Source organism: Clostridium sp. (assembly GCF_017888565.1).
GTDB lineage: Bacteria > Bacillota > Clostridia > Clostridiales > Clostridiaceae > Clostridium.
Window position 1 is genome coordinate 64170 of record NZ_JAGHFX010000094.1, and the last position, 18270, is coordinate 82439.

The 18270-nt window shown below is 27.1% G+C and carries 21 protein-coding genes, 1 pseudogene and 1 other annotated feature; of the genes and pseudogenes, 6 read left to right on the forward strand and 16 right to left on the reverse strand.

The annotated features are described in order from the left end of the window. Nucleotides 1–33: 33 nt before the first annotated feature. The 8 genes from nth to J7M87_RS18150 all read right to left on the reverse strand — a co-directional run bounded on the left by nth (nt 34) and on the right by J7M87_RS18150 (nt 7910). Nucleotides 34–699, reverse strand: coding sequence for an endonuclease III (nth, locus tag J7M87_RS18115; protein WP_291653272.1), 666 nt, complete (start codon nt 697–699; stop codon nt 34–36). Nucleotides 700–707: 8 nt separating this feature from the next. Continuing rightward, entirely contained in the window at nt 708–1412 is a 705-nt protein-coding gene (locus J7M87_RS18120) for a lysophospholipid acyltransferase family protein (RefSeq protein WP_291653274.1), read from the reverse strand. A 34-nt stretch (nt 1413–1446) separates the two neighbouring features. After that, nucleotides 1447–2436, reverse strand: a complete 990-nt coding sequence (gene queG, locus J7M87_RS18125) for a tRNA epoxyqueuosine(34) reductase QueG (protein ID WP_291653276.1) — start codon at nt 2434–2436, stop codon at nt 1447–1449. 208 nt (nt 2437–2644) lie between these two features. Beyond that, nucleotides 2645–3229, reverse strand: coding sequence for a serine O-acetyltransferase EpsC (gene epsC, locus J7M87_RS18130; protein WP_291653278.1), 585 nt, complete (start codon nt 3227–3229; stop codon nt 2645–2647). A 41-nt stretch (nt 3230–3270) separates the two neighbouring features. Further along, nucleotides 3271–4179, reverse strand: a complete 909-nt coding sequence (gene cysK, locus J7M87_RS18135; protein ID WP_291653280.1) for a cysteine synthase A — start codon at nt 4177–4179, stop codon at nt 3271–3273. A 121-nt stretch (nt 4180–4300) separates the two neighbouring features. Then, nucleotides 4301–4532, reverse strand: a binding site (T-box leader). A 72-nt stretch (nt 4533–4604) separates the two neighbouring features. Next, complete coding sequence (locus tag J7M87_RS18140) at nt 4605–5861, reverse strand: CBS domain-containing protein (protein ID WP_291653282.1); 1257 nt, start codon at nt 5859–5861, stop codon at nt 4605–4607. A 451-nt stretch (nt 5862–6312) separates the two neighbouring features. Beyond that, nucleotides 6313–6954 carry a hypothetical protein gene (locus J7M87_RS18145; RefSeq protein ID WP_291653284.1) on the reverse strand — a complete coding sequence of 214 codons (642 nt, stop codon included), beginning with the start codon at nt 6952–6954 and terminating at the stop codon, nt 6313–6315. Nucleotides 6955–7028: 74 nt separating this feature from the next. After that, the gene (locus J7M87_RS18150) at nt 7029–7910 is read right to left on the reverse strand and encodes a YegS/Rv2252/BmrU family lipid kinase (protein ID WP_291653286.1); all 882 of its coding nucleotides are present in this window, start codon (nt 7908–7910) and stop codon (nt 7029–7031) included. Between the two features lie 263 nt (nt 7911–8173). Between J7M87_RS18150 and pssA the strand changes: the two genes are divergently transcribed. Beyond that, nucleotides 8174–8695, forward strand: a complete 522-nt coding sequence (gene pssA, locus J7M87_RS18155; RefSeq protein ID WP_291653289.1) for a CDP-diacylglycerol--serine O-phosphatidyltransferase — start codon at nt 8174–8176, stop codon at nt 8693–8695. Between the two features lie 60 nt (nt 8696–8755). Here pssA and J7M87_RS18160 read toward each other — a convergent pair whose 3' ends face one another. From J7M87_RS18160 to J7M87_RS18190, 7 genes are all read right to left on the reverse strand, one after another. Continuing rightward, entirely contained in the window at nt 8756–9106 is a 351-nt protein-coding gene (locus J7M87_RS18160; RefSeq protein ID WP_291653290.1) for a hypothetical protein, read from the reverse strand. A gap of 43 nt (nt 9107–9149) precedes the next feature. After that, complete coding sequence (locus J7M87_RS18165) at nt 9150–10214, reverse strand: hypothetical protein (RefSeq protein WP_291653292.1); 1065 nt, start codon at nt 10212–10214, stop codon at nt 9150–9152. Between the two features lie 11 nt (nt 10215–10225). After that, entirely contained in the window at nt 10226–10768 is a 543-nt protein-coding gene (locus tag J7M87_RS18170; protein ID WP_291653294.1) for a rubrerythrin family protein, read from the reverse strand. 252 nt (nt 10769–11020) lie between these two features. After that, a complete protein-coding gene (locus tag J7M87_RS18175; RefSeq protein WP_291653296.1) occupies nt 11021–11494 on the reverse strand; it encodes a GNAT family N-acetyltransferase in 474 nt (157 codons plus the stop codon). Between the two features lie 204 nt (nt 11495–11698). Beyond that, entirely contained in the window at nt 11699–12049 is a 351-nt protein-coding gene (locus J7M87_RS18180) for a hypothetical protein (protein ID WP_291653298.1), read from the reverse strand. 700 nt (nt 12050–12749) lie between these two features. Beyond that, nucleotides 12750–13442 (reverse strand): hypothetical protein, encoded by a 693-nt coding sequence (locus J7M87_RS18185; RefSeq protein ID WP_291653300.1) that lies wholly within the window; start codon nt 13440–13442, stop codon nt 12750–12752. Between the two features lie 25 nt (nt 13443–13467). Next, nucleotides 13468–13683 (reverse strand): hypothetical protein, encoded by a 216-nt coding sequence (locus tag J7M87_RS18190; RefSeq protein WP_291653302.1) that lies wholly within the window; start codon nt 13681–13683, stop codon nt 13468–13470. Between the two features lie 780 nt (nt 13684–14463). Here J7M87_RS18190 and J7M87_RS18195 point away from each other — a divergent pair. The 5 genes and pseudogenes from J7M87_RS18195 (at nt 14464) to J7M87_RS18215 (ending at nt 16612) form a co-directional block, all read left to right on the forward strand. Then, nucleotides 14464–15060, forward strand: coding sequence for a hypothetical protein (locus tag J7M87_RS18195; protein WP_291653304.1), 597 nt, complete (start codon nt 14464–14466; stop codon nt 15058–15060). A gap of 277 nt (nt 15061–15337) precedes the next feature. Further along, nucleotides 15338–15739: pseudogene (locus tag J7M87_RS18200) on the forward strand (transposase). A 26-nt stretch (nt 15740–15765) separates the two neighbouring features. Next, the gene (locus J7M87_RS18205) at nt 15766–15876 is read left to right on the forward strand and encodes a hypothetical protein (RefSeq protein ID WP_291653430.1); all 111 of its coding nucleotides are present in this window, start codon (nt 15766–15768) and stop codon (nt 15874–15876) included. A gap of 116 nt (nt 15877–15992) precedes the next feature. Continuing rightward, the gene (locus J7M87_RS18210) at nt 15993–16190 is read left to right on the forward strand and encodes a helix-turn-helix transcriptional regulator (RefSeq protein ID WP_291653306.1); all 198 of its coding nucleotides are present in this window, start codon (nt 15993–15995) and stop codon (nt 16188–16190) included. 2 nt (nt 16191–16192) lie between these two features. Next, nucleotides 16193–16612: a hypothetical protein gene (locus J7M87_RS18215; protein ID WP_291653308.1), complete on the forward strand. Its 420-nt coding sequence runs from the start codon at nt 16193–16195 to the stop codon at nt 16610–16612. Nucleotides 16613–16898: 286 nt separating this feature from the next. Here the strand turns inward: J7M87_RS18215 and J7M87_RS18220 are convergent, their stop codons facing one another. Next, nucleotides 16899–18269 (reverse strand): SpoVR family protein, encoded by a 1371-nt coding sequence (locus tag J7M87_RS18220; protein WP_291653310.1) that lies wholly within the window; start codon nt 18267–18269, stop codon nt 16899–16901. Nucleotide 18270 lies beyond the last annotated feature (1 nt).

The following is an 18270-nucleotide window of genomic DNA, read 5'->3' on the forward strand; positions in this document are numbered from 1 at the left end:
TTCAAACTCAATTTAGCTTTATAACTTTTTTACTTATTTCTTTTTTGATTCTTTCTTTTTAATTTCTTTTTTCTTAACTTCCTTATAATACTTACATTGCTTTGTTAAATTACAAATTTCACATTTTGGATTTCTAGCAATACAGCATCTTCTTCCATGAAAAATTAATAAATGATGGGCTAAGCTCCATTCCTTTTTAGGTAGTTCTTTTTGTAGTTGTTTTTCTACCTCTAATACATTATCAGAATCTGCAAGTCCTAACCTATTTGAAACTCTAAATACATGAGTATCAACAGCTATAGATGGTACTCCAAAAGCATTTGATAAAACTACATTTGCAGTTTTTCTACCTGCTCCAGCTAATGAAGTTATTTCTTCCATAGTATTTGGCACTTCTCCATTAAACTTTTCTTTAAGCTGATTACACATCATTATTAGATTTTTTGCTTTACTTCTATATAATCCAATTTGTTTTATTCTTTCTTCTAGTTCTTCCACTGTAAGAGTTAAAAAAGCATCTAAGTCTGGATAATCCCTAAACAAAGTTTCAGTTACTTCATTTACTTTTTTATCAGTTGTTTGAGCTGATAATATAGTCGCAACTAAAAGCTGAAAAGCAGATTCATGATTCAATTCACACTTTGCATCTGGATAATCTTCCTTTAATGTCTCTAGTATTGTTTTTGTTCTTTGCTTCATAAAATCACCTATTTATATACTCCTCTATATTTTTCAGGTAGCAAGTTAGCAATAGACTTCATTATATATAGCATGGATCTTTCATCAAATTGGTGTTTATCTTCATCCTTTTCTTTTACTGGTAGTGCAATAGGATCACCAATTTTAATATTTACATCTGCATAATTAAACTTTTCTCCACCCATATCACCATCTTTATTTATAGGTAAAAGAACTTCAGTTCCATACATCCCAATTGGTATTATTTGAGCCTTTGTAAGCCTTGCCATTAGCAGTATTCCTTTTTTTCCTTCAATCATTGATCCAGTTCTACTTCTTGTTCCTTCTGGGAAAATAACTAAGTTTTCTCCTCCTCTAACAAGCTTAACTATCTTTGTAATAGCCTCTTTATCTGCTGAGTTAGGCTTAATACCAACATTTTTAATCATAACTGTTCCTAATCTTGTTATAGGATCATTTGAAAGTTTTACTCCTGCAACAAATGTTGGATCATACTTTTCTCTAAGTACCTTATCTAATATTAACCCATCAGCATTGCTTAAATGATTGCATATAAATATTTTAGGCCCAATTGCTTTTTCTATATTTTCAAAACCTTCTATTTTAATATTTGCATACTTTTTAAAATATTTGTTTACAATACCTTTTGTTATCTTTACTACTAATGATTCTGGTAATACATTTATTACCTTTACTAATGTTGGTGATAACATTAATCTCCCTCACTTCCTATTGTTATATGTAATATTATATTTTATTACTATTTAAAAGTCTATCAACATAATCTTTTAAATAGGGAGAGTCAGTTTTTATATCACTTATATCCCCATTATTATGCCTAATTTTTATTAAAGCATTCCTCTTCAAAACGTTTTTTCCTCTCCATCCACAAGAGGTATTTAAAAATGTTTCTTTAAATTCTCTAGTATTTATATTAGCTAACTCAATTCCATTTTCTTTATTCATAAAATCAAAAGGATAGAAATCACTTATACTTGAAAAACTTATATCTTCATTATATGGACAACAGTTTTGACAACTATCACAGCCAAAAACCCTTCCCTTTAATAATTTTATGTGTTTATCCTCTAAATCTTTCTTTTGCGTAAAATATGAAACGCATATATTACTATTTTTTTTATATGCATTTATAGATTTACTTGGACAACTTTTATAACATTTATCACATTCTCCACACTCTTTAAAAAGAGTAATTTCATTAAAGTTTCTTTCATCATCACAATTTATTTCTAAATCTGTTATTATTTCTCCTAAAAATACATATGATCCATACTTTTCTGTAATAATCATATTATTCTTACCTATAAATCCAACCTTTGCTAAATAAGCTATATATCTCTCAGGTAAAAAGTTGCTATCAACAAATGAATTAGCTTTTCCACCAATACTTTCTATGTATTCACATATTTTACTTAAATATAATTTTACTACTTTATGATAATCTTTCCCTCTTGTATAAACTGAAAAACCATTATCAAAATAATCTATATCATGAAGATAAGGGAAAGCTATTGATATAATAGTTTTCCCCTCTTTCATATAATTAAAAGGATTTATCCTCTTTTCAATATCTTTTTCTTCAAACTCATTTTCAAGACCTTGTTGTCTTCTTTTATAAAAGAAGTCCCTAAGTTCTACAAACTCTCTGCATTTTATAAATCCTAAAGTGTCTAATCCCAAAGAGTTACAATAATTAACTATGTCTTCTTTTCTCATAACAAACCTCTATATAATTATATTACATAACATATTAATTCTATATAATCATACTCTCTTTTTTATATTATAATTTTTTATATAATATCTAACTCCGTTTATAATTAAATTATCTTAGTAGTCAATATCATCTATAATAATTAACCCTTATATAATAATTAACCCTTATATAACAATAAACCTCTATATAATAATATTATTATATATTTTATATAACCATGTTGTTATATATTGTTTTTTTATTTCCATCTTCATCTATTACTTCAATTATATCATTAACATTTTTAATGATATTTCTTCCTGCACAACCAACAACAGTGGCTTTTTCAGGCACTTCCTTTAAAACTACAGTATTTGCTCCCACTCTAGACCCCTTTTTTAAAGTTATTGGACCTAATACCTTTGCTCCAGCTCCAATTATTACGTCATCTTCTACTGTTGGATGTCTCTTTCCTTTTTCTTTTCCAGTACCACCTAAAGTAACTCCGTGATATATAGTAACATTATCTCCTATTTCACTTGTTTCTCCAATTACTACTCCCATACCATGATCTATAAATAGTCCTTTTCCAATTTTAGCACCTGGATGAATTTCTATTCCAGTAAAAAATCTAGCTAATTGTGATAATAATCTAGCACAAAAGAATCTTTTATGATTATAGAAAAAATGTGCTATTCTATATGCAATTAATGCATGAATGCAAGGATATAACAAAAGTACTTCTATTTTACTTCTTGCAGCTGGGTCTCTTTCTAATATATTATTTATATCATAACTTAAATTTTTAAACACAGCTATTTTCCTCCCTTTGTTAAAATTACTTATTACTAATTTTAATCGTAAATCCCCATTGATATATATTTTTCTCCTCCATCAGGTGCTATTACTAAGACTTTTTTACCCTTACCAAGTCTTTTAGCTTCTTGAAGTGCTACAAATATAGCTGCTCCTGATGATATACCTAGTAATATTCCTTCTTTTTCTGCAAATTCTTTCGTCATCTTAAATGCATCTTCATCTGAAACCTTTATTATTTCATCTATACACTTTGGATTATATATTTCTGGTATAAAACCTGAACCAAGTCCTTGTATATTATGAGCTCCTGCCCTTCCTCCACTTAATACTGGTGATTTAAGTGGCTCTACTGCAATAACTTTAATTCCTTTCATCTTCTCTTTTAGTTTATTCCCAACTCCTGTTACAGTTCCACCAGTTCCTACTCCTGCAACAAAAGCATCTAAATCACTTAGGTCTAAACATATCTCTTCTGCTGTAGTCTCATAGTGCTTTGTTGAATTTGCTAAGTTTTCAAATTGTTGAGGCATAAAATAATTATCTTGCTTAGCAAGTTCTTTTGCCTTTTCTATAGCCCCATTCATTCCCTCTGCTCCATCAGTTAGTATCAGTTCTGCTCCATAAGCTCTTATTAAATCTCTTCTTTCTTTACTCATACTATCTGGCATTATAATTATAACCTTATATCCCTTTACTCTCCCAAGCATAGCTAAAGCTATACCTGTATTACCACTTGTTGGCTCTACAATTATTGAACCTTCTTTTAATAATCCTTCTTTTTCTGCCTTCTCAATCATTCCTAAAGCAGCTCTATCCTTAACACTTCCACCTGGATTATATTTTTCTAATTTAACATAAACCTCTGCACTATTTTCATCAACTAGATTATTTAATTTTAGTATAGGAGTATTACCTACTAAATCTAATATGCCGTTATATATCATCTTTTCCTCCTGCTATTTGAGCTTATTTTCAAAAAATAAACTTAGTTACTATATCAATATATAATTTAATTTTTATACTGTTTTATTAACTATTATAAATTAAAAACTTCGCCTCTAACAATATAGAGACGAAGTTAACTCCGTGGTTCCACTCTAATTAGATTAATAAATTAATCTCACTCATAAATGCAAATAATGCATTATCATTGTAACGGATGATACCGGAAAGTTCTACTGTATTTCAAACTTCAACTCCAAAGTGCACTTCATATAAATTTCAGGTAAAAAGCTCTCATCCTTCTTTTCTTTCTGTAACCTTCCTCTATACTACTCTTCTTTTTCTTAGTTTTTAATTCTGAGTATTTCAGTAAGTTTTATATTATCATTATATTCTTCAAGCCTTGATTGTCAACCCACTTAACTCTCTACCTTATCTTTTTCTTCCAAACTGGATACAAAATTTCATCTATTAAATCATGAGTGTTGACAGCTCCTATTAATTTGTATTCTTCATCAATTACTGGTATAGCTAATAAATCATACTTAGCTGTAATTTCTATTGCTTCATCTATATTAACATCATGTCTAATTACATTAATATTTTCATTCATTATATCTTTAACTTTAACACTAGGTTTATTTAATATTAAATCTATTTGACTTATATCTCCTATTATTCTATCTTCTTCATCGGTAATATAAATCCTATAAATCTCATCTTCTTCAAGTTCTTCCATTTCTCTTAATATATCAATTATCTCACCAACTGTTATATCTAAATTAAATGAAATAAAATCTGTACTCATTATACTACCAACAGCTTCATCTTCATACCTTAACAATTCCTTAACTTCATCTGCATCTTCTTTTTCTAGATTCACAAGGATCTTTTCTCTTTCCTCATCATCTAGATCATCAAGAATATCTGCAATTTCATCATTTGGCATGTTTTCCAAAAGCTCAGCTGCCTTTGTTTCACTTAAGTCTTTTATAATGCTACCTTTATATTCAGGTTCAATTTCTTCTAATGTATCTGCTGCTAAATCTTCATCTAATGATTCAAATATTTGTTTTCTTGAACTTGCATCTAAGTTTTCTAATATATCTGCTAAGTCTGCTGGATGTAGAGTTGAAAGCTTTTTATATGGTACTGATATTTTTAAATTATTATCTACCATTTCTAATGACTCAACATCATCCCACATTAAAACTCTATCTTCATAGTCTTTTCTAAGCATCTTATAGATAAAGCTACCAAACTTTGCGCAATTCATTCTTCTAAATCTTGCCATAGGACCAGTTTCAACTGCTATTACCCTATATTCTCCTGCAATTTCAGCTATTCTTAAATCATCGACTCTAACTACTTGCTTACCATTAATATCTACTATTTTCTTGTCTAGTAGATGCTCTGATAAAAGATAAGAATATGTTCTTGGGAGTATTTCTTTGCTGCCTCTTGTAACTATTTTTATCCTATTGTCTTGTTGATAAAAATTAATGCTCCTAAACTCATAGTGAAAAGTATATCCATCTCTTTTGACTTTATAGCCAATTACCCTTGGATATCCATCTTCAGTAGTTACATAAATATCTTTAAGTTCTCCAAGGCTTTCATCAAACTCGTCATACATCTTTCTCCCTAAGATATTTGTATATAGAAATACTGATAGTCTTTTCATATCTTTTCCTCCTCACTTTTAGAAGAGTAGACAATGAATTAACTATACTAAGATTAATTTATAATGAAGTCTATCTCCTCTAAAACTCTAATATTCAATTTTAATAAGTTACTACTCTGAGGGACACCCTCCATTTTAAATTCACCCCTTATTTATTTAGAATAAATATTATTTCATTTTATTATACATACAATCTCCAATACTATATTATATTAAAATACCCCAAAAAGGCAACCTTTTTAAGAATGCAAAATGAAAAATGTAGAATTAAAATTAAAGACAATTTTATACTCAAAAATTAGAGTTCAATTTCTGAAAAAATGTTATACTACTATCTATAAGCAACAAAAAAGGACCTGTCCTATAACAGTTCCTTTTAAAATTAAGATAAAAATTTTTTAATTAATTTTGAATTTCTCATTTCGATTATAATTATTTTCTATTTTAAAAATTATTTAAATGTAGATATAGATTTAAGTAAACAAAATAATATTAATACTTCACCAATTATTGGATAGGGATATATGCTTATCCCACCTAATAACAAAATGTATTCTACGATATATAAAATTAAACTTACTAGAAGCAGTCTCATCCCAACTTTGTTACAAAATGGCTTATCCAAATTAATTAATATAAATACTGCTAAAGAAGCTAATATAATTAAATATATTAAAATTGGTATCATACCATTTTCTAAGGAAATAATAAATCCAAACTTATTAGTTATACTTATACTAAATTTATATGTATATACTAACCCAACATACAGTACACCTAAAATTATCATAAAAATATAATTTCTATTAAACTTTAACTTTTCATTTCTTAAGAAGATGTATAAAGCTGAAATTATAATTAAAGGTATACTAAAGTAATTAAGTAAGACATAGTATCTCAAAAAATATATTATTCCTTGTTTTTCTATTATTACTCCACCTAATAAAACTAAGCACCTTAATATTATTGGCATTAATGAAATACTTATAAATAGTCTAATTTTCTTTGGTGATAAATCTATATTCTTTTTTTCTAGATATAAAATAAATGTAATTATAAATAACAAAAGACATAAATAGCTAAACTCTAACAATTATTACTCCTACCTTTTTATATTACTGCTACTTATAATTATTAAAAAAAATCTGATTTTATTCTAGTTTTATATTATTTTACGCCTAAAATTTTTAAGCCGCCTTTTATACATTTTATATGAAGTGGAAACTCTGGTCCTTTTTCTCCATCGATATCTGTTCCGATATCTTCCTTAGATTCAATATATAAATTATTTGTTTTAAAATAAATAACATTATCTGAATCTAGATGCTCACCCTTAAGTACTTTAACAAATAGAGGTATTAATTCTATTATAGGTATAGCCTTAAATATTATAACATCAAGCTGTCCATCTGTTGCATCTGCTCTTGTAGCTAATTTAAAATTACCAGCTGTTTGCCCATTGAATACTAGCATGAAATACATCTTACCATCATATTCAATTTCATCTGACTTGATTTTTATATCAAGTTTTCTAAAATTCGGTAGTTCCTCCAGTCCCTTTAAATAGTATGCAAGTTTACCAATTGTATTTTTTAAATTTACATCTGTTTTTTGTGAAACATCTGTAAATAGACCTGTACTAGCGACATTTACAAAATACTTATCATTTATACTTCCTAAATCTACTGCTGTAACTTCTGAAGATAATATTTGTCTGCATGCTTTTGAAACATCTGAAGGCATTCCTAAAAATTTTCCAAAATCGTTAGCTGTTCCAACTGGTAATATTCCTATTGGAACTGAAACTCCACACTTAGTCATTGCATTAACTACATTGTCTATTGTTCCATCTCCACCAGCAATTAAAATGTAATAGTAGCTATTTTCCTTAAAATCATTAAAAGCATTTATAACATCCACTTCTTTATCTATTCTATATGGGACAATCGTGTATCCTGCTTCTTGGTGTATTTTTATAACCTTATCTAGCTGATCTAATATTAGATTTTCTCCTGAATATGGGTTATAAATAAATTTTACCTTTTTCACATTACCCCTCCTAGGTTAATTTTATATTATATTCCAATTATAAAAACTCTATAATTCCATACAATAAGTATATATAGTATATTACTATATTTTACATATAAATCAAATTAAATATTATCCTTATTTCTTAATTTTATCTTAATAATCAAATTAATCTTCAAATATCTTATATTTAATAGAAATATATGATATAATATTGCATTGATAATAAGACATTAAAGAAGTTAATAACCTTTGTGTCTTAAAAAACCAGGAGTGATTTTATGAAAAAAAGTTGTATTCCAAATGTTTTTACATTTATTAATTTATCATGTGGCATAATATCTATTTTATACACTTTTGAAAAAAATTATTTATTTGCCTGCTTCTTTATAATAATAGCAGCACTTGTAGATAGATATGATGGAAGAGTAGCAAGATGGTTAAATGTGTCTAGTGAACTAGGAAAAGAGTTAGATTCACTAGCTGATTTAGTTTCCTTCGGAGTTGCACCATCTATACTTACATTCTTAATGTATGATTTATCAAAGGTAGGACCAGCTGGAATAATAGGTATTGCTGTATTATTAGCTTTCCCTATATGTGGAGCTTACAGATTAGCTAGGTATAATACTTCCACATTTGACGGAGTTTTTACTGGAATTCCTATAACTATTGCAGGAAGTTTCATGGCTGTTTTTGTATTTTTTACACTAAACCATAGATTAACTCCATGGATTCCAATTATACTTCTAATACTAGGATCTTATCTTATGGTAAGTTCATTTAAATTAAAGAAACTTTAGTCACAAATATAGTAAAAACAAAAAAGCTATTTCAATTAATATTGGAATAGCTTTATTTTTTTATTCTTCATCTTCTCTTTCTGAATTATTAAACTCTAATTCATAATCTATCTCTGTTAATATATTATCTTTATTTGTTTTTTCATCTATATACTGTTTCTTTATCTTACAATACTTTGTATAAGAACCACTACATTCCTCTAATGTTTTTATTATTTCATCTATTATATCCCCTAACTCATCTGCTCTGTCTACAGCATCCCTTACATGGCTTTTTTTAGCTTCTGATATATTATTTAATTCATTTGCTCCACCAATTAATAGTCTATAAGAGTTGACCATAGAACCAAGTAAATTAGTCAAATTATTAATTTCGTTATATTGATTTTTAATTAAATCTCTATATGGCAATTAACCACCTCTCATTATACTATCTAAGTTTAACTTCACCTAACTATTGCAAACTCTTAGTCTCTTCTACAATTTTATTTTCTTCTTTAACATTGTTTTCTGCCCAAACATTCTTATCTTTTTCACCATTATCTTCTATTTTAGTTTTATTTTCTATCGTCATAGTATCTCTTTCTTCTATAGATACACCTTTTTCCTCTGCTTTGATTTTAATGTCATTTTCCTTTATAGATTTATCATTTTCTATTTCACTTTCTTCTATAAGTTTATTATTTTCTATTAAATTATTATTCTCTACTGATTTAATATCAATAGATTCATTATCTATTAGCCTATTCTTCTTTATTGCTCTTACAAACTCATTTTCTTCTATAACTCTATTATTAATATTTTTTTTGCTCTCTTGTACAAATTCATTATCTATCGTATTATACATATCTGACTCATGCTTAAAGTCGTCTTCTAATTCTTTATCAATTTTACAAACTTCTTCTTTATTTATTAATTTACAATTTAAATTTTTTATCTGTTCTCTTAATATTTCCTTTGCATCATTAACTATTTCATTAATTGTTTTTGCAATAGCATCATAGTTTAAATCCTTACAATTTAATGATGCTAAATGTTCATTGTAAATATCTTCAATTTTTCCAATATAATAATCTATCATTCCATCTATATCTGCCTTTGATAAAGGTGTTCTTATATTTGAAATAACCTCTTTATAATTATTATATAATTCTCTAAATTTATTGACATGTAGATTAAGTAATTTTAAGCGCTCTCTTTCACTCATATCAAGGCAACCTGCTTCTCTGAGTTCTTCCATATATCTCATAAATCCTTTTACATAATTTGAAATTTGTTCTTCTAAAATCTCTTCTTCTATATTTTTTAATTCACTTTTTAAAAGTTCTTCGATTTCTCCTCTAGAATTTCTAGATATACTATATTCTATATCAGCTAACTTTGCTCTACTATTTGGGATACTAAACTCTCTTGTCTTTCTTTCTGTATCATATTCCATTGAATCTGTTTCGAAATTATATCTAAAATCTTCACTAAATAATACTGGTACAAAAAACTCCTTAGGTATTGATATAAACATAACTTTCCCCCTTAAACATTTGTAACTTTACAGTATGGTTTAAAGTATGCTCTTGGATATTTACAAAGAGGACAAACTAAAGGTGCTTCCTCACCTTCATGGATATACCCACAATTCATACATACCCACAATGAGCCTTCTGGACCTCTAAACATAGTTCCATCTTCAAGCTTATCATATAGAGCTTTAAATCTTTTAGCATGATTTTCTTCTGTTTCAGCTAATTCTTTATAGAAGTCTGCTATTTCATTAAAACCTTCACTTCTTGCATCTTCTTCAAACTTTTTATATGAATTTTCATATTCATCTTTTTCGCCTAAAATACAATCTAATAGGTTATCCTTAGTACAGCCTATCCTTTTTAGAAATGTTCCAAATACTTCTCTTGCATGAGCTAATTCATTTCCTGAAGTTTCATCAAATATTTCTCCAACCCATTGATATCCATCTAATCTTGCTTTTTCAGCATATAAGGTATACTTAGTTCTTGCTCTAGATTCTCCAGCAAAGGTCTTGTAAAGATTTTGTTCTGTTTTACTTCCCTTAAACTCCATTTTAATCTCCTAAAAATTTATACACTTATACATTATGCGTCTTATTATTTAAATGTGAACTTAAGTAGAGTTTTACAAATCAATTTATTTAACGAAGATTCTAAAGGGTAAAAATGAGAAAATTGAGGATTTTTAATAAGTAAAATTTCTAAATTGCGCAATAAAAAATACCGTATATCAATTTTTGAATACTACGGTATAATCATTTATTTATATCTAATTTTATTTTCATAATAGTTTAAAATAATTTCTCTAAATGCAATGACCAAATGAAATTTGTTCTTTTTCCATAACATAATTTTCTAAAAGAAGCCCATTTCTTTCTACGTTCTGTTTCTTAATAACTTTGTACCCTCGTTTTTCAAAAAAAGGCTTTGCTGTAATTGAAGCATGTGTAGTTATTTTTTCTACATCAAAAATGTATTCTAATTTAGCACAAATTGCAGAAGCAATCCCCTGATATTGATATTCCTTATGAACGTATAGCCTATCAAGATATCCTGTCTCATCTATATCTCCAAAGCCAACTATAATACCATCTTCAACTGCAACAACTGAAAAATGAGACAATAAGGATTTATTCCATTTCTCTAAATCTATATTCCCTGTTGCCCATACATTTAACTGTTCTTCTGTATAATCTTTTGCATTAATTGAATGTACTGTATTATAAAACAATTCCGCTAACTCCTTACAATCTGATGTTTCATACCTTCTTATAAGCATTGCCTATTTCCTCCATAAATTCCTTCTTTGGTTAGCTTAATAAATAGCTAACTGACTTTTTAATATTATTACGAATTAATTATAACATATTTCTTAATATCGCATTATCAATTGTCAAAAATCAGTTTAGTTTGTAATAGTATTACTTTAAAATAATAAATAGATTACTATAAAAGTAAATCTATCTAATATCAGTATTTTCTACTATACTTTTCTGTACAAAAAAACATTTTCAATGAAACTATCATTATAATATAAGTCGTATAAAACCCTATAACTATCTTCTCTTTCAACTAATCTAGTACCTACAACTCTTCTTTTATACGGATTGCTAGTATTTAGTCCATCAATTTGAACTCTAAAAAGACTATTTTGATAAATAAATGTCTTAAATATTGGCTCAGCTTCAAAAGTTAATTCTAATATTTTAATATATGTTTCTTGTTCTAATGAAATCTTTCGCAAGAACTCTTCTAAAGCTGGTTTATTATTAATTCTATTAACAGGATCTGAAATTATACTAATTGCTACAATATCTTCAAAGCAATAACTCATAGATATAGTTCCTCCTATAAATAATAATATATAAATAATATATTATTATTTATATATTATTGAATTACAAAATAAAAAATATTTTTATTTTGTTATAAAAAGGGGTGAATTGGTTGTTTTTGAGTTATTAATTAATTGCATTTATTTTATAAATATTAATTAATTTATCCAATATGAATGAAAACCATAATTTAATACTTATAATAGAGATTCCATAATGACTGCTACCACCATTGCCAATAAACCTGCACCTGTCGCTAACAAAAGTAACATCAGTCTAAGACCTCAAATGTATTTTTACCATCAAAAGTATTTGATATTGCCCATTTTGCTCATGTCAAAAGTATTTGTCACTCTACAAAACTCTATTTTTTACTCGCTATATAATGCAATTATATCACTTTTTAAATCCCTATTATTGAACTTAAAAAAATCAAATCTCCTTAATTGCTTCACAGTAATTTCTAATTGAAAATAAAAATACCGCATATTAATTTTTTAATAATGCGGTATCTTAATAATTTAATATTAATATTTGATTTTATTTTCGTGATATATTAATATTAAGAATTAAATTGAGGAACTTAATTTCCCTATCTTTTTAATATTATTTGCAATTTTTATAATTTCTCCGATAAAAATCAAGACAACCCCAATTATATTTATCAATAATTCTATCTTTACATCCAAATGCAAGTTTTTAGAAAAAGTGAAAGCATAAAAACCAATAGCCACTATTATCTCTTAAGTCTATTATCAACTTTTCTGGATTATTTTTATCAACACCTTCAAAGACCTCCTTAGTAAAGTCTTTAAATGAATATCCATCTATATTCATGCATAAATTATATTTAACATAAACTATATTTTTATCTTCTATATATTTAAACCAATACATATCACTTTTATTTTGTTTTGATAGTGGCAATGTATCAGTTCCATTATAATCTGATATAAGTAATATATCTTTAAGCTCTTCATTTGATATAGCTTTAATAACAACATCTCCATTAGTAAATGTATATGTTATTTCATCACTATCAGCTAGTCCACTAAAAGTCAGTAAATTAAAATTACTTAATGCTGCTGAAAATTCGTCCTTAAATATGGCATTGTTGTCCTTTGCTATATAAGGTTTAAGCATTTCTTTAGCTTCTTCTACTTCATGGCCATTTATAGCTATTAATTTATTTCCCCAATAATCTTTGTACTCTAATGATCCATCTATTAAATAAATTCCTTCTTCAAACTCAAAAAATTTTAATGGATATATCGTATTATTAACTAATCCTACACTTGTATGGCTATCATTTATTGATACTATTAGTCTAACTAACTCACCTTTTATTTCTTCATCTGTATAAATAGATATATTTTTTAATAGACTATCCATTTCTTCATTAAACTCTTCTTTTGATTTATGAAAAAAATAAGTTCTTATGCTTCTTTGGTAGCTGATATTTTAAAAACTCAATATCTTTTATCCACTTTTCATTTCTATCACTACTAGATATTATTGGTGAATTAGTAACTCTATTAAATATTTTGTTTATAAATATTCCGCCTATTATTAATAAGGAAATTGTAATTGAAACCACAGTAATTAATATCTTTTTCTTTTTATTAGTTTTCATAATGCCCCCTTCACTAAATATCTTGTAACTTCATTTTTACTTTTTACATACAATAATAAATCTGTGTTCAATACTTTTTATATATCCTTTAGCTTCTATTTATTTAATTTACACAATTCCTCAAAACAATTTCCCACTGAAAATTCAAGGAATTTCCATTCAATCATGTTAGTTCAGAAAGATATTTCTTTGCTGTAGCCAATTCATTCACAATAATTACCTATAATTATATATTATAGGAATTATTAGGTAAATAATTTATAAAAAATAAGATAAGCTTTTTCATCCTATCTTATAATTCTATAGCTTCTTAACTCTCTTATTTCTTTTATATTTACTCCAGTTTTTCATTAACTACTTAATAATCTAAAATGTCCAATAAGTTTTTGCTATTTATATTGCATTCTTTTCCTACACTGAACTAATTGATATTATTGCGTATTAAGCAATGCAAATGTTCTTTGAAAATTGAATAGCACAGTATTAGAAAAATATGTTATAACCAAATCATAATTGTATTATTTATGTATAATTGAATAAGGGGGCTATAATAAAATGACTGTTAGTATTCAAGAACTATTTAGATACTCACTTGCTATTGTTATCCTCGTTGCATTTATTGAAATGATTGTTTGTTTTTTGATTGGTTTAAAAAATAAAAGCTATGCAAAAGCAAAAATATTTGCGATGATTTATGTATGTTCAAATGCATTACGACTTCTATTAAATCATTTTAATCTATATTAAATTGAACAATAGAAATTGGGGAGGGGGATAAACTTGAAAAAACTTATTTTAAGTACTTTTTCTTTAGTTTTAATTTCTTTTTTAATAAGTTGTAGCAGTAAAACTTCAACTGTAGAAAAATCTATTGAAGGATTCTTTAGCAAAACAACTTCAGATGAAAAAGCAGTTATTTTACTTACAAAAGATATTGGCAATGAAAAACTTGTTTTGGCCGAAAAACATGAAAAAGATGAGCAACTACATACTACTCTCTTTTTACTAAATGAAAATAATGAAATTTTAAGTTGGACTACTGGAATAAATCCAATTAGCCAATGCTTCTCTGTAGATACATTAATTTATAATGATAAAAGAATTATATTTGGAAGTTTTAATGATAGTAAGTACATTCCTTCTGAAGATAAAAAAGTAAGTGTAGATATATCAAAAATAGATATTACCCTTACTGATAATAAAAATATTTGTGAAAGTGTTACTTTAGATGAAGGATACCTTGTAATAATGGATAATACATCTGATATTAAGGAAGTTAAGGTTTTAAATGATAATGATGAAGTTCAAAGTACACTTAAGGACATTGAAAATATAGTAACTAAAAACTATTTCATTAAATATAAAAAGAAAGTTTAAAATAGTCTGTGTAAACTTCAGAAAATGGTATAATAAATTATCAATTATGGAGGGAACACAGACTATGTCATTTTCAAAGGAAGAATTAATAAAAATATCAGCAAAAGGTCAAAGTATTTAAACAGCTGAAAATATTCAGAATGTTTTAAAAGACTTATTTGGAGGATTACTTCAGCAAAGTCTGGAAGCAAAATTAGATAATCATCTTGGTTATGATAAACATGATTACCAAAATAAAACCACAACTAATAGCCATAACGGAAGGAGCTGAAAAACTATGAAATCCACTCTTAGCTACTTCAATTTAGATGTTCCAAGAAATATAGAAGATTCTTTTGAGACTGAAATAGTAAAAAAGCATAAGACTGATGTTTCACATTTAGAAAACTCAATAATTGGGATGTATGCTAAAGGAATTACTACAAGAGATATAGCATCACAAGTAAATGAAATATACTGAATGGACATATCACCAACATTAGTTTCTAATATAACGGATAAAGTAATTCCTATGATTAGAGAATGGCAAAGTCCTCCTTTGGAAACAGTATATCCTATAGTATTTATAGATGCTATTTACTTTAAAGTAAGAAAAGATAACATAGTTTTTTCGAAAGTATCCTCCGCTGCGATTGGAGTAAATCTTGAAGGAAAAAAGATGTTATTTGTATATGAATAAGGGCATCAGAGTCATCAAAATATTGGCTGCTTGTTCTCAATGAGTTAAAAAATAGAGGCGTAAAAGATATACCAATTGCTTCATTTGATGGGTTAGTAGAGTATTATAAAAATATTCCTTTGAGTATTGACTATTAATGTAAAGTATACTATACTTTTAGGTGTAAAGCGAGTTTTACATTAGGGATGTTGATAAAAAGGAGGTTTGGAAAAGTATAAGTTTAAATGTAAAGTAAACTGTACTTTAAGAGAGTATGAAAAACATTATTAAGGATTTACGAAAGCAAAGTAACATGACACAAGAAGAATTAGCTAAGGCTTGTGGAGTTAGTAGACAAACGATAATATCATTAGAAAATGGTAAGTATAACCCATCAATATATCTTGCCCATAAGGTTGCTGTTATATTTGATAGTACAATTGAAAAAGTATTTATTTTTGAGGAGGAATAGTAATGAAATATATGAAAAAGAATTTAATATTTAGTGTAATTATTTTAGTTATAGGTGCTAGCTTACTAATTACAGGGTTTATAATTGAAGGAAATAGTAATGAGGCAAATCCTATGTTTTTTGGTTTAGGATGTGGGCTTGGTGTAGCCGGATTAGTTAATACAATTCAAGCAATGGCATTAATAAAAAATCCAGAAAAATGTGAAGAGATAGAAATGGTAAAAACTGAAGAGAGAACTGTATTTCTAAGAGATAAGAATAATAGTATGGTTTATTCTATATTTATATATGTTGAATGCTTAATGGTTATAATTACAAACTTCTTAGGTTATAGAAGTATCTCGTTAGTTTTATCATTTTTATTATGTGCGAAGCTAATAACTTGGATGATTGTCGGAACTATAAATGGAAAGAAGTATTAAATTATAACGAGGATGAAATTAAATATTAGATTATTTAAAGTGCCGTATTATTCAAAATGAATATGCGGTATTTTTTAGTGCGCAATTTAAATATTTAGTGAAACACTTTTCTTTAAAATCCTTATGGATTTTTTCCTCAACTCCTTCACTTTTTCATTTTCACGCATTCACCTTTGAGACCTTTAGTTATTATAAATAAGAACTATAAATTGGCGAAGATAAATAAAATATGTGGTAAATTCATATCTTATATCTTCGCCTTTCTTATTTTAAATATAACTATTAGCTAATTAATGAAAATCTTTCTATCTTCATTGCAAACTATCTCTATTTGTTTGCCTTCTTTTGTTTTTGTTACAAGAGTAACTTTGCGTCCCCATAAATCTTGAACGTATTTAAGTGTTTCTTTAGCATATGACATTTCAAGCTCTCTTCCATCGAAGAAATGCTCTAATGTTAAAGTTAGGTCCCTTCTATTTAAATTAGTTACTCTTATATATGGAATAGATGCAACTCCACAAGTATCTGCAAGGTAATCTCTAATTTCTCTCCAGCCTATTTCATCTGGGACTTCTTCAACTACATATTCAAAGCTCTTTTTAGCATATTGAAATAAGTTTAGTTCTTCACATAATTCTCTTGTTAGATATCTTCTTAAGAAAGAGCTATCTCTTTCTGTTTTTCTAACTTCGAATATTTTTTCTCTACCAAATCTTTTTTCAATATCTTGAAAAACCTTGAAGCCTATATAATATGGATTTAATCCACCAACTATAGGTGCTACTACATCATTATGTCTTTTTAAGAACTCAAAATGGAGCCCTTCATCTAAGTCTAACTCTTTTAATATATTATAATGCCAAAAACTTGCCCAACCTTCATTCATTATTTTAGTTTCAATTTGAGGCATAAAATATTGAGTTTCTCTTTTTACTATTCTTAATATATTTTTTTCCCATTCTTCTAAAGAGCTATATTTTATTATAAATCCTAAAACATCATCACAAGGCTCAACTGGTATTTTAGATACATCAGGAAATGGTATTTCATCATTTTTATCTAAAATACTTCTATTTTCTTTTTTAGAATAATAGTCAGAAATTAAACTTTCTTTAATTTCCTCACTGCTTAATTCCTTTACTCCAACTACTCTAGGTATTTGATATCTAATTGCATGTGCTGCATCTAGGATTTTTTCAACTCTTTCATAACCTATACTTGGATCATTTATATATCCTCTAACTATCTCTGCATCTAGCTTAAACATCTCTAATGCTCCCTTAGCATTAGTTCCATCTACAAACATTCTATTATTTGCAAAAAAGTCATTATGACCATATACATGGGCCATAGTTAATATTTGTAAAAGTAATGTATTTTCTCTCATCAAATATGCAAGACAAGGATCGGAATTTATTACCATTTCATATGGTAATCCAGTCATATTTAATGAATACAATGTTTTATTTTTATCATATGCTTTACCATAACTCCAGTGAGGATATTTAGAAGGCATACCAACATATGCCTCATACCCTAACATTTCATTAAAGCCTATTATCTCAAACTCTTGAGGATAGAACTTAAGTCCTAGCGCTCTTGCCTTTTCTTCTATAACTTCATTCCACTTCTCTAAAGTGCTAACATTGTATTCCATA

Coding starts and splice junctions, on each gene's coding strand:
- nth (WP_291653272.1), bottom strand. CDS start 699: ATGAAGCAAAGAACAAAAACAATACTAGAGACATTAAAGGAAGATTAT.
- J7M87_RS18120 (WP_291653274.1), bottom strand. CDS start 1,412: ATGTTATCACCAACATTAGTAAAGGTAATAAATGTATTACCAGAATCA.
- queG (WP_291653276.1), bottom strand. CDS start 2,436: ATGAGAAAAGAAGACATAGTTAATTATTGTAACTCTTTGGGATTAGAC.
- cysK (WP_291653280.1), bottom strand. CDS start 4,179: ATGATATATAACGGCATATTAGATTTAGTAGGTAATACTCCTATACTA.
- J7M87_RS18140 (WP_291653282.1), bottom strand. CDS start 5,861: ATGAAAAGACTATCAGTATTTCTATATACAAATATCTTAGGGAGAAAG.
- pssA (WP_291653289.1), top strand. CDS start 8,174: ATGAAAAAAAGTTGTATTCCAAATGTTTTTACATTTATTAATTTATCA.
- J7M87_RS18165 (WP_291653292.1), bottom strand. CDS start 10,214: ATGTTTATATCAATACCTAAGGAGTTTTTTGTACCAGTATTATTTAGT.
- J7M87_RS18170 (WP_291653294.1), bottom strand. CDS start 10,768: ATGGAGTTTAAGGGAAGTAAAACAGAACAAAATCTTTACAAGACCTTT.
- J7M87_RS18175 (WP_291653296.1), bottom strand. CDS start 11,494: ATGCTTATAAGAAGGTATGAAACATCAGATTGTAAGGAGTTAGCGGAA.
- J7M87_RS18180 (WP_291653298.1), bottom strand. CDS start 12,049: ATGAGTTATTGCTTTGAAGATATTGTAGCAATTAGTATAATTTCAGAT.
- J7M87_RS18185 (WP_291653300.1), bottom strand. CDS start 13,442: ATGGATAGTCTATTAAAAAATATATCTATTTATACAGATGAAGAAATA.
- J7M87_RS18190 (WP_291653302.1), bottom strand. CDS start 13,683: ATGAAAACTAATAAAAAGAAAAAGATATTAATTACTGTGGTTTCAATT.
- J7M87_RS18210 (WP_291653306.1), top strand. CDS start 15,993: ATGAAAAACATTATTAAGGATTTACGAAAGCAAAGTAACATGACACAA.
- J7M87_RS18215 (WP_291653308.1), top strand. CDS start 16,193: ATGAAATATATGAAAAAGAATTTAATATTTAGTGTAATTATTTTAGTT.
- J7M87_RS18220 (WP_291653310.1), bottom strand. CDS start 18,269: ATGGAATACAATGTTAGCACTTTAGAGAAGTGGAATGAAGTTATAGAA.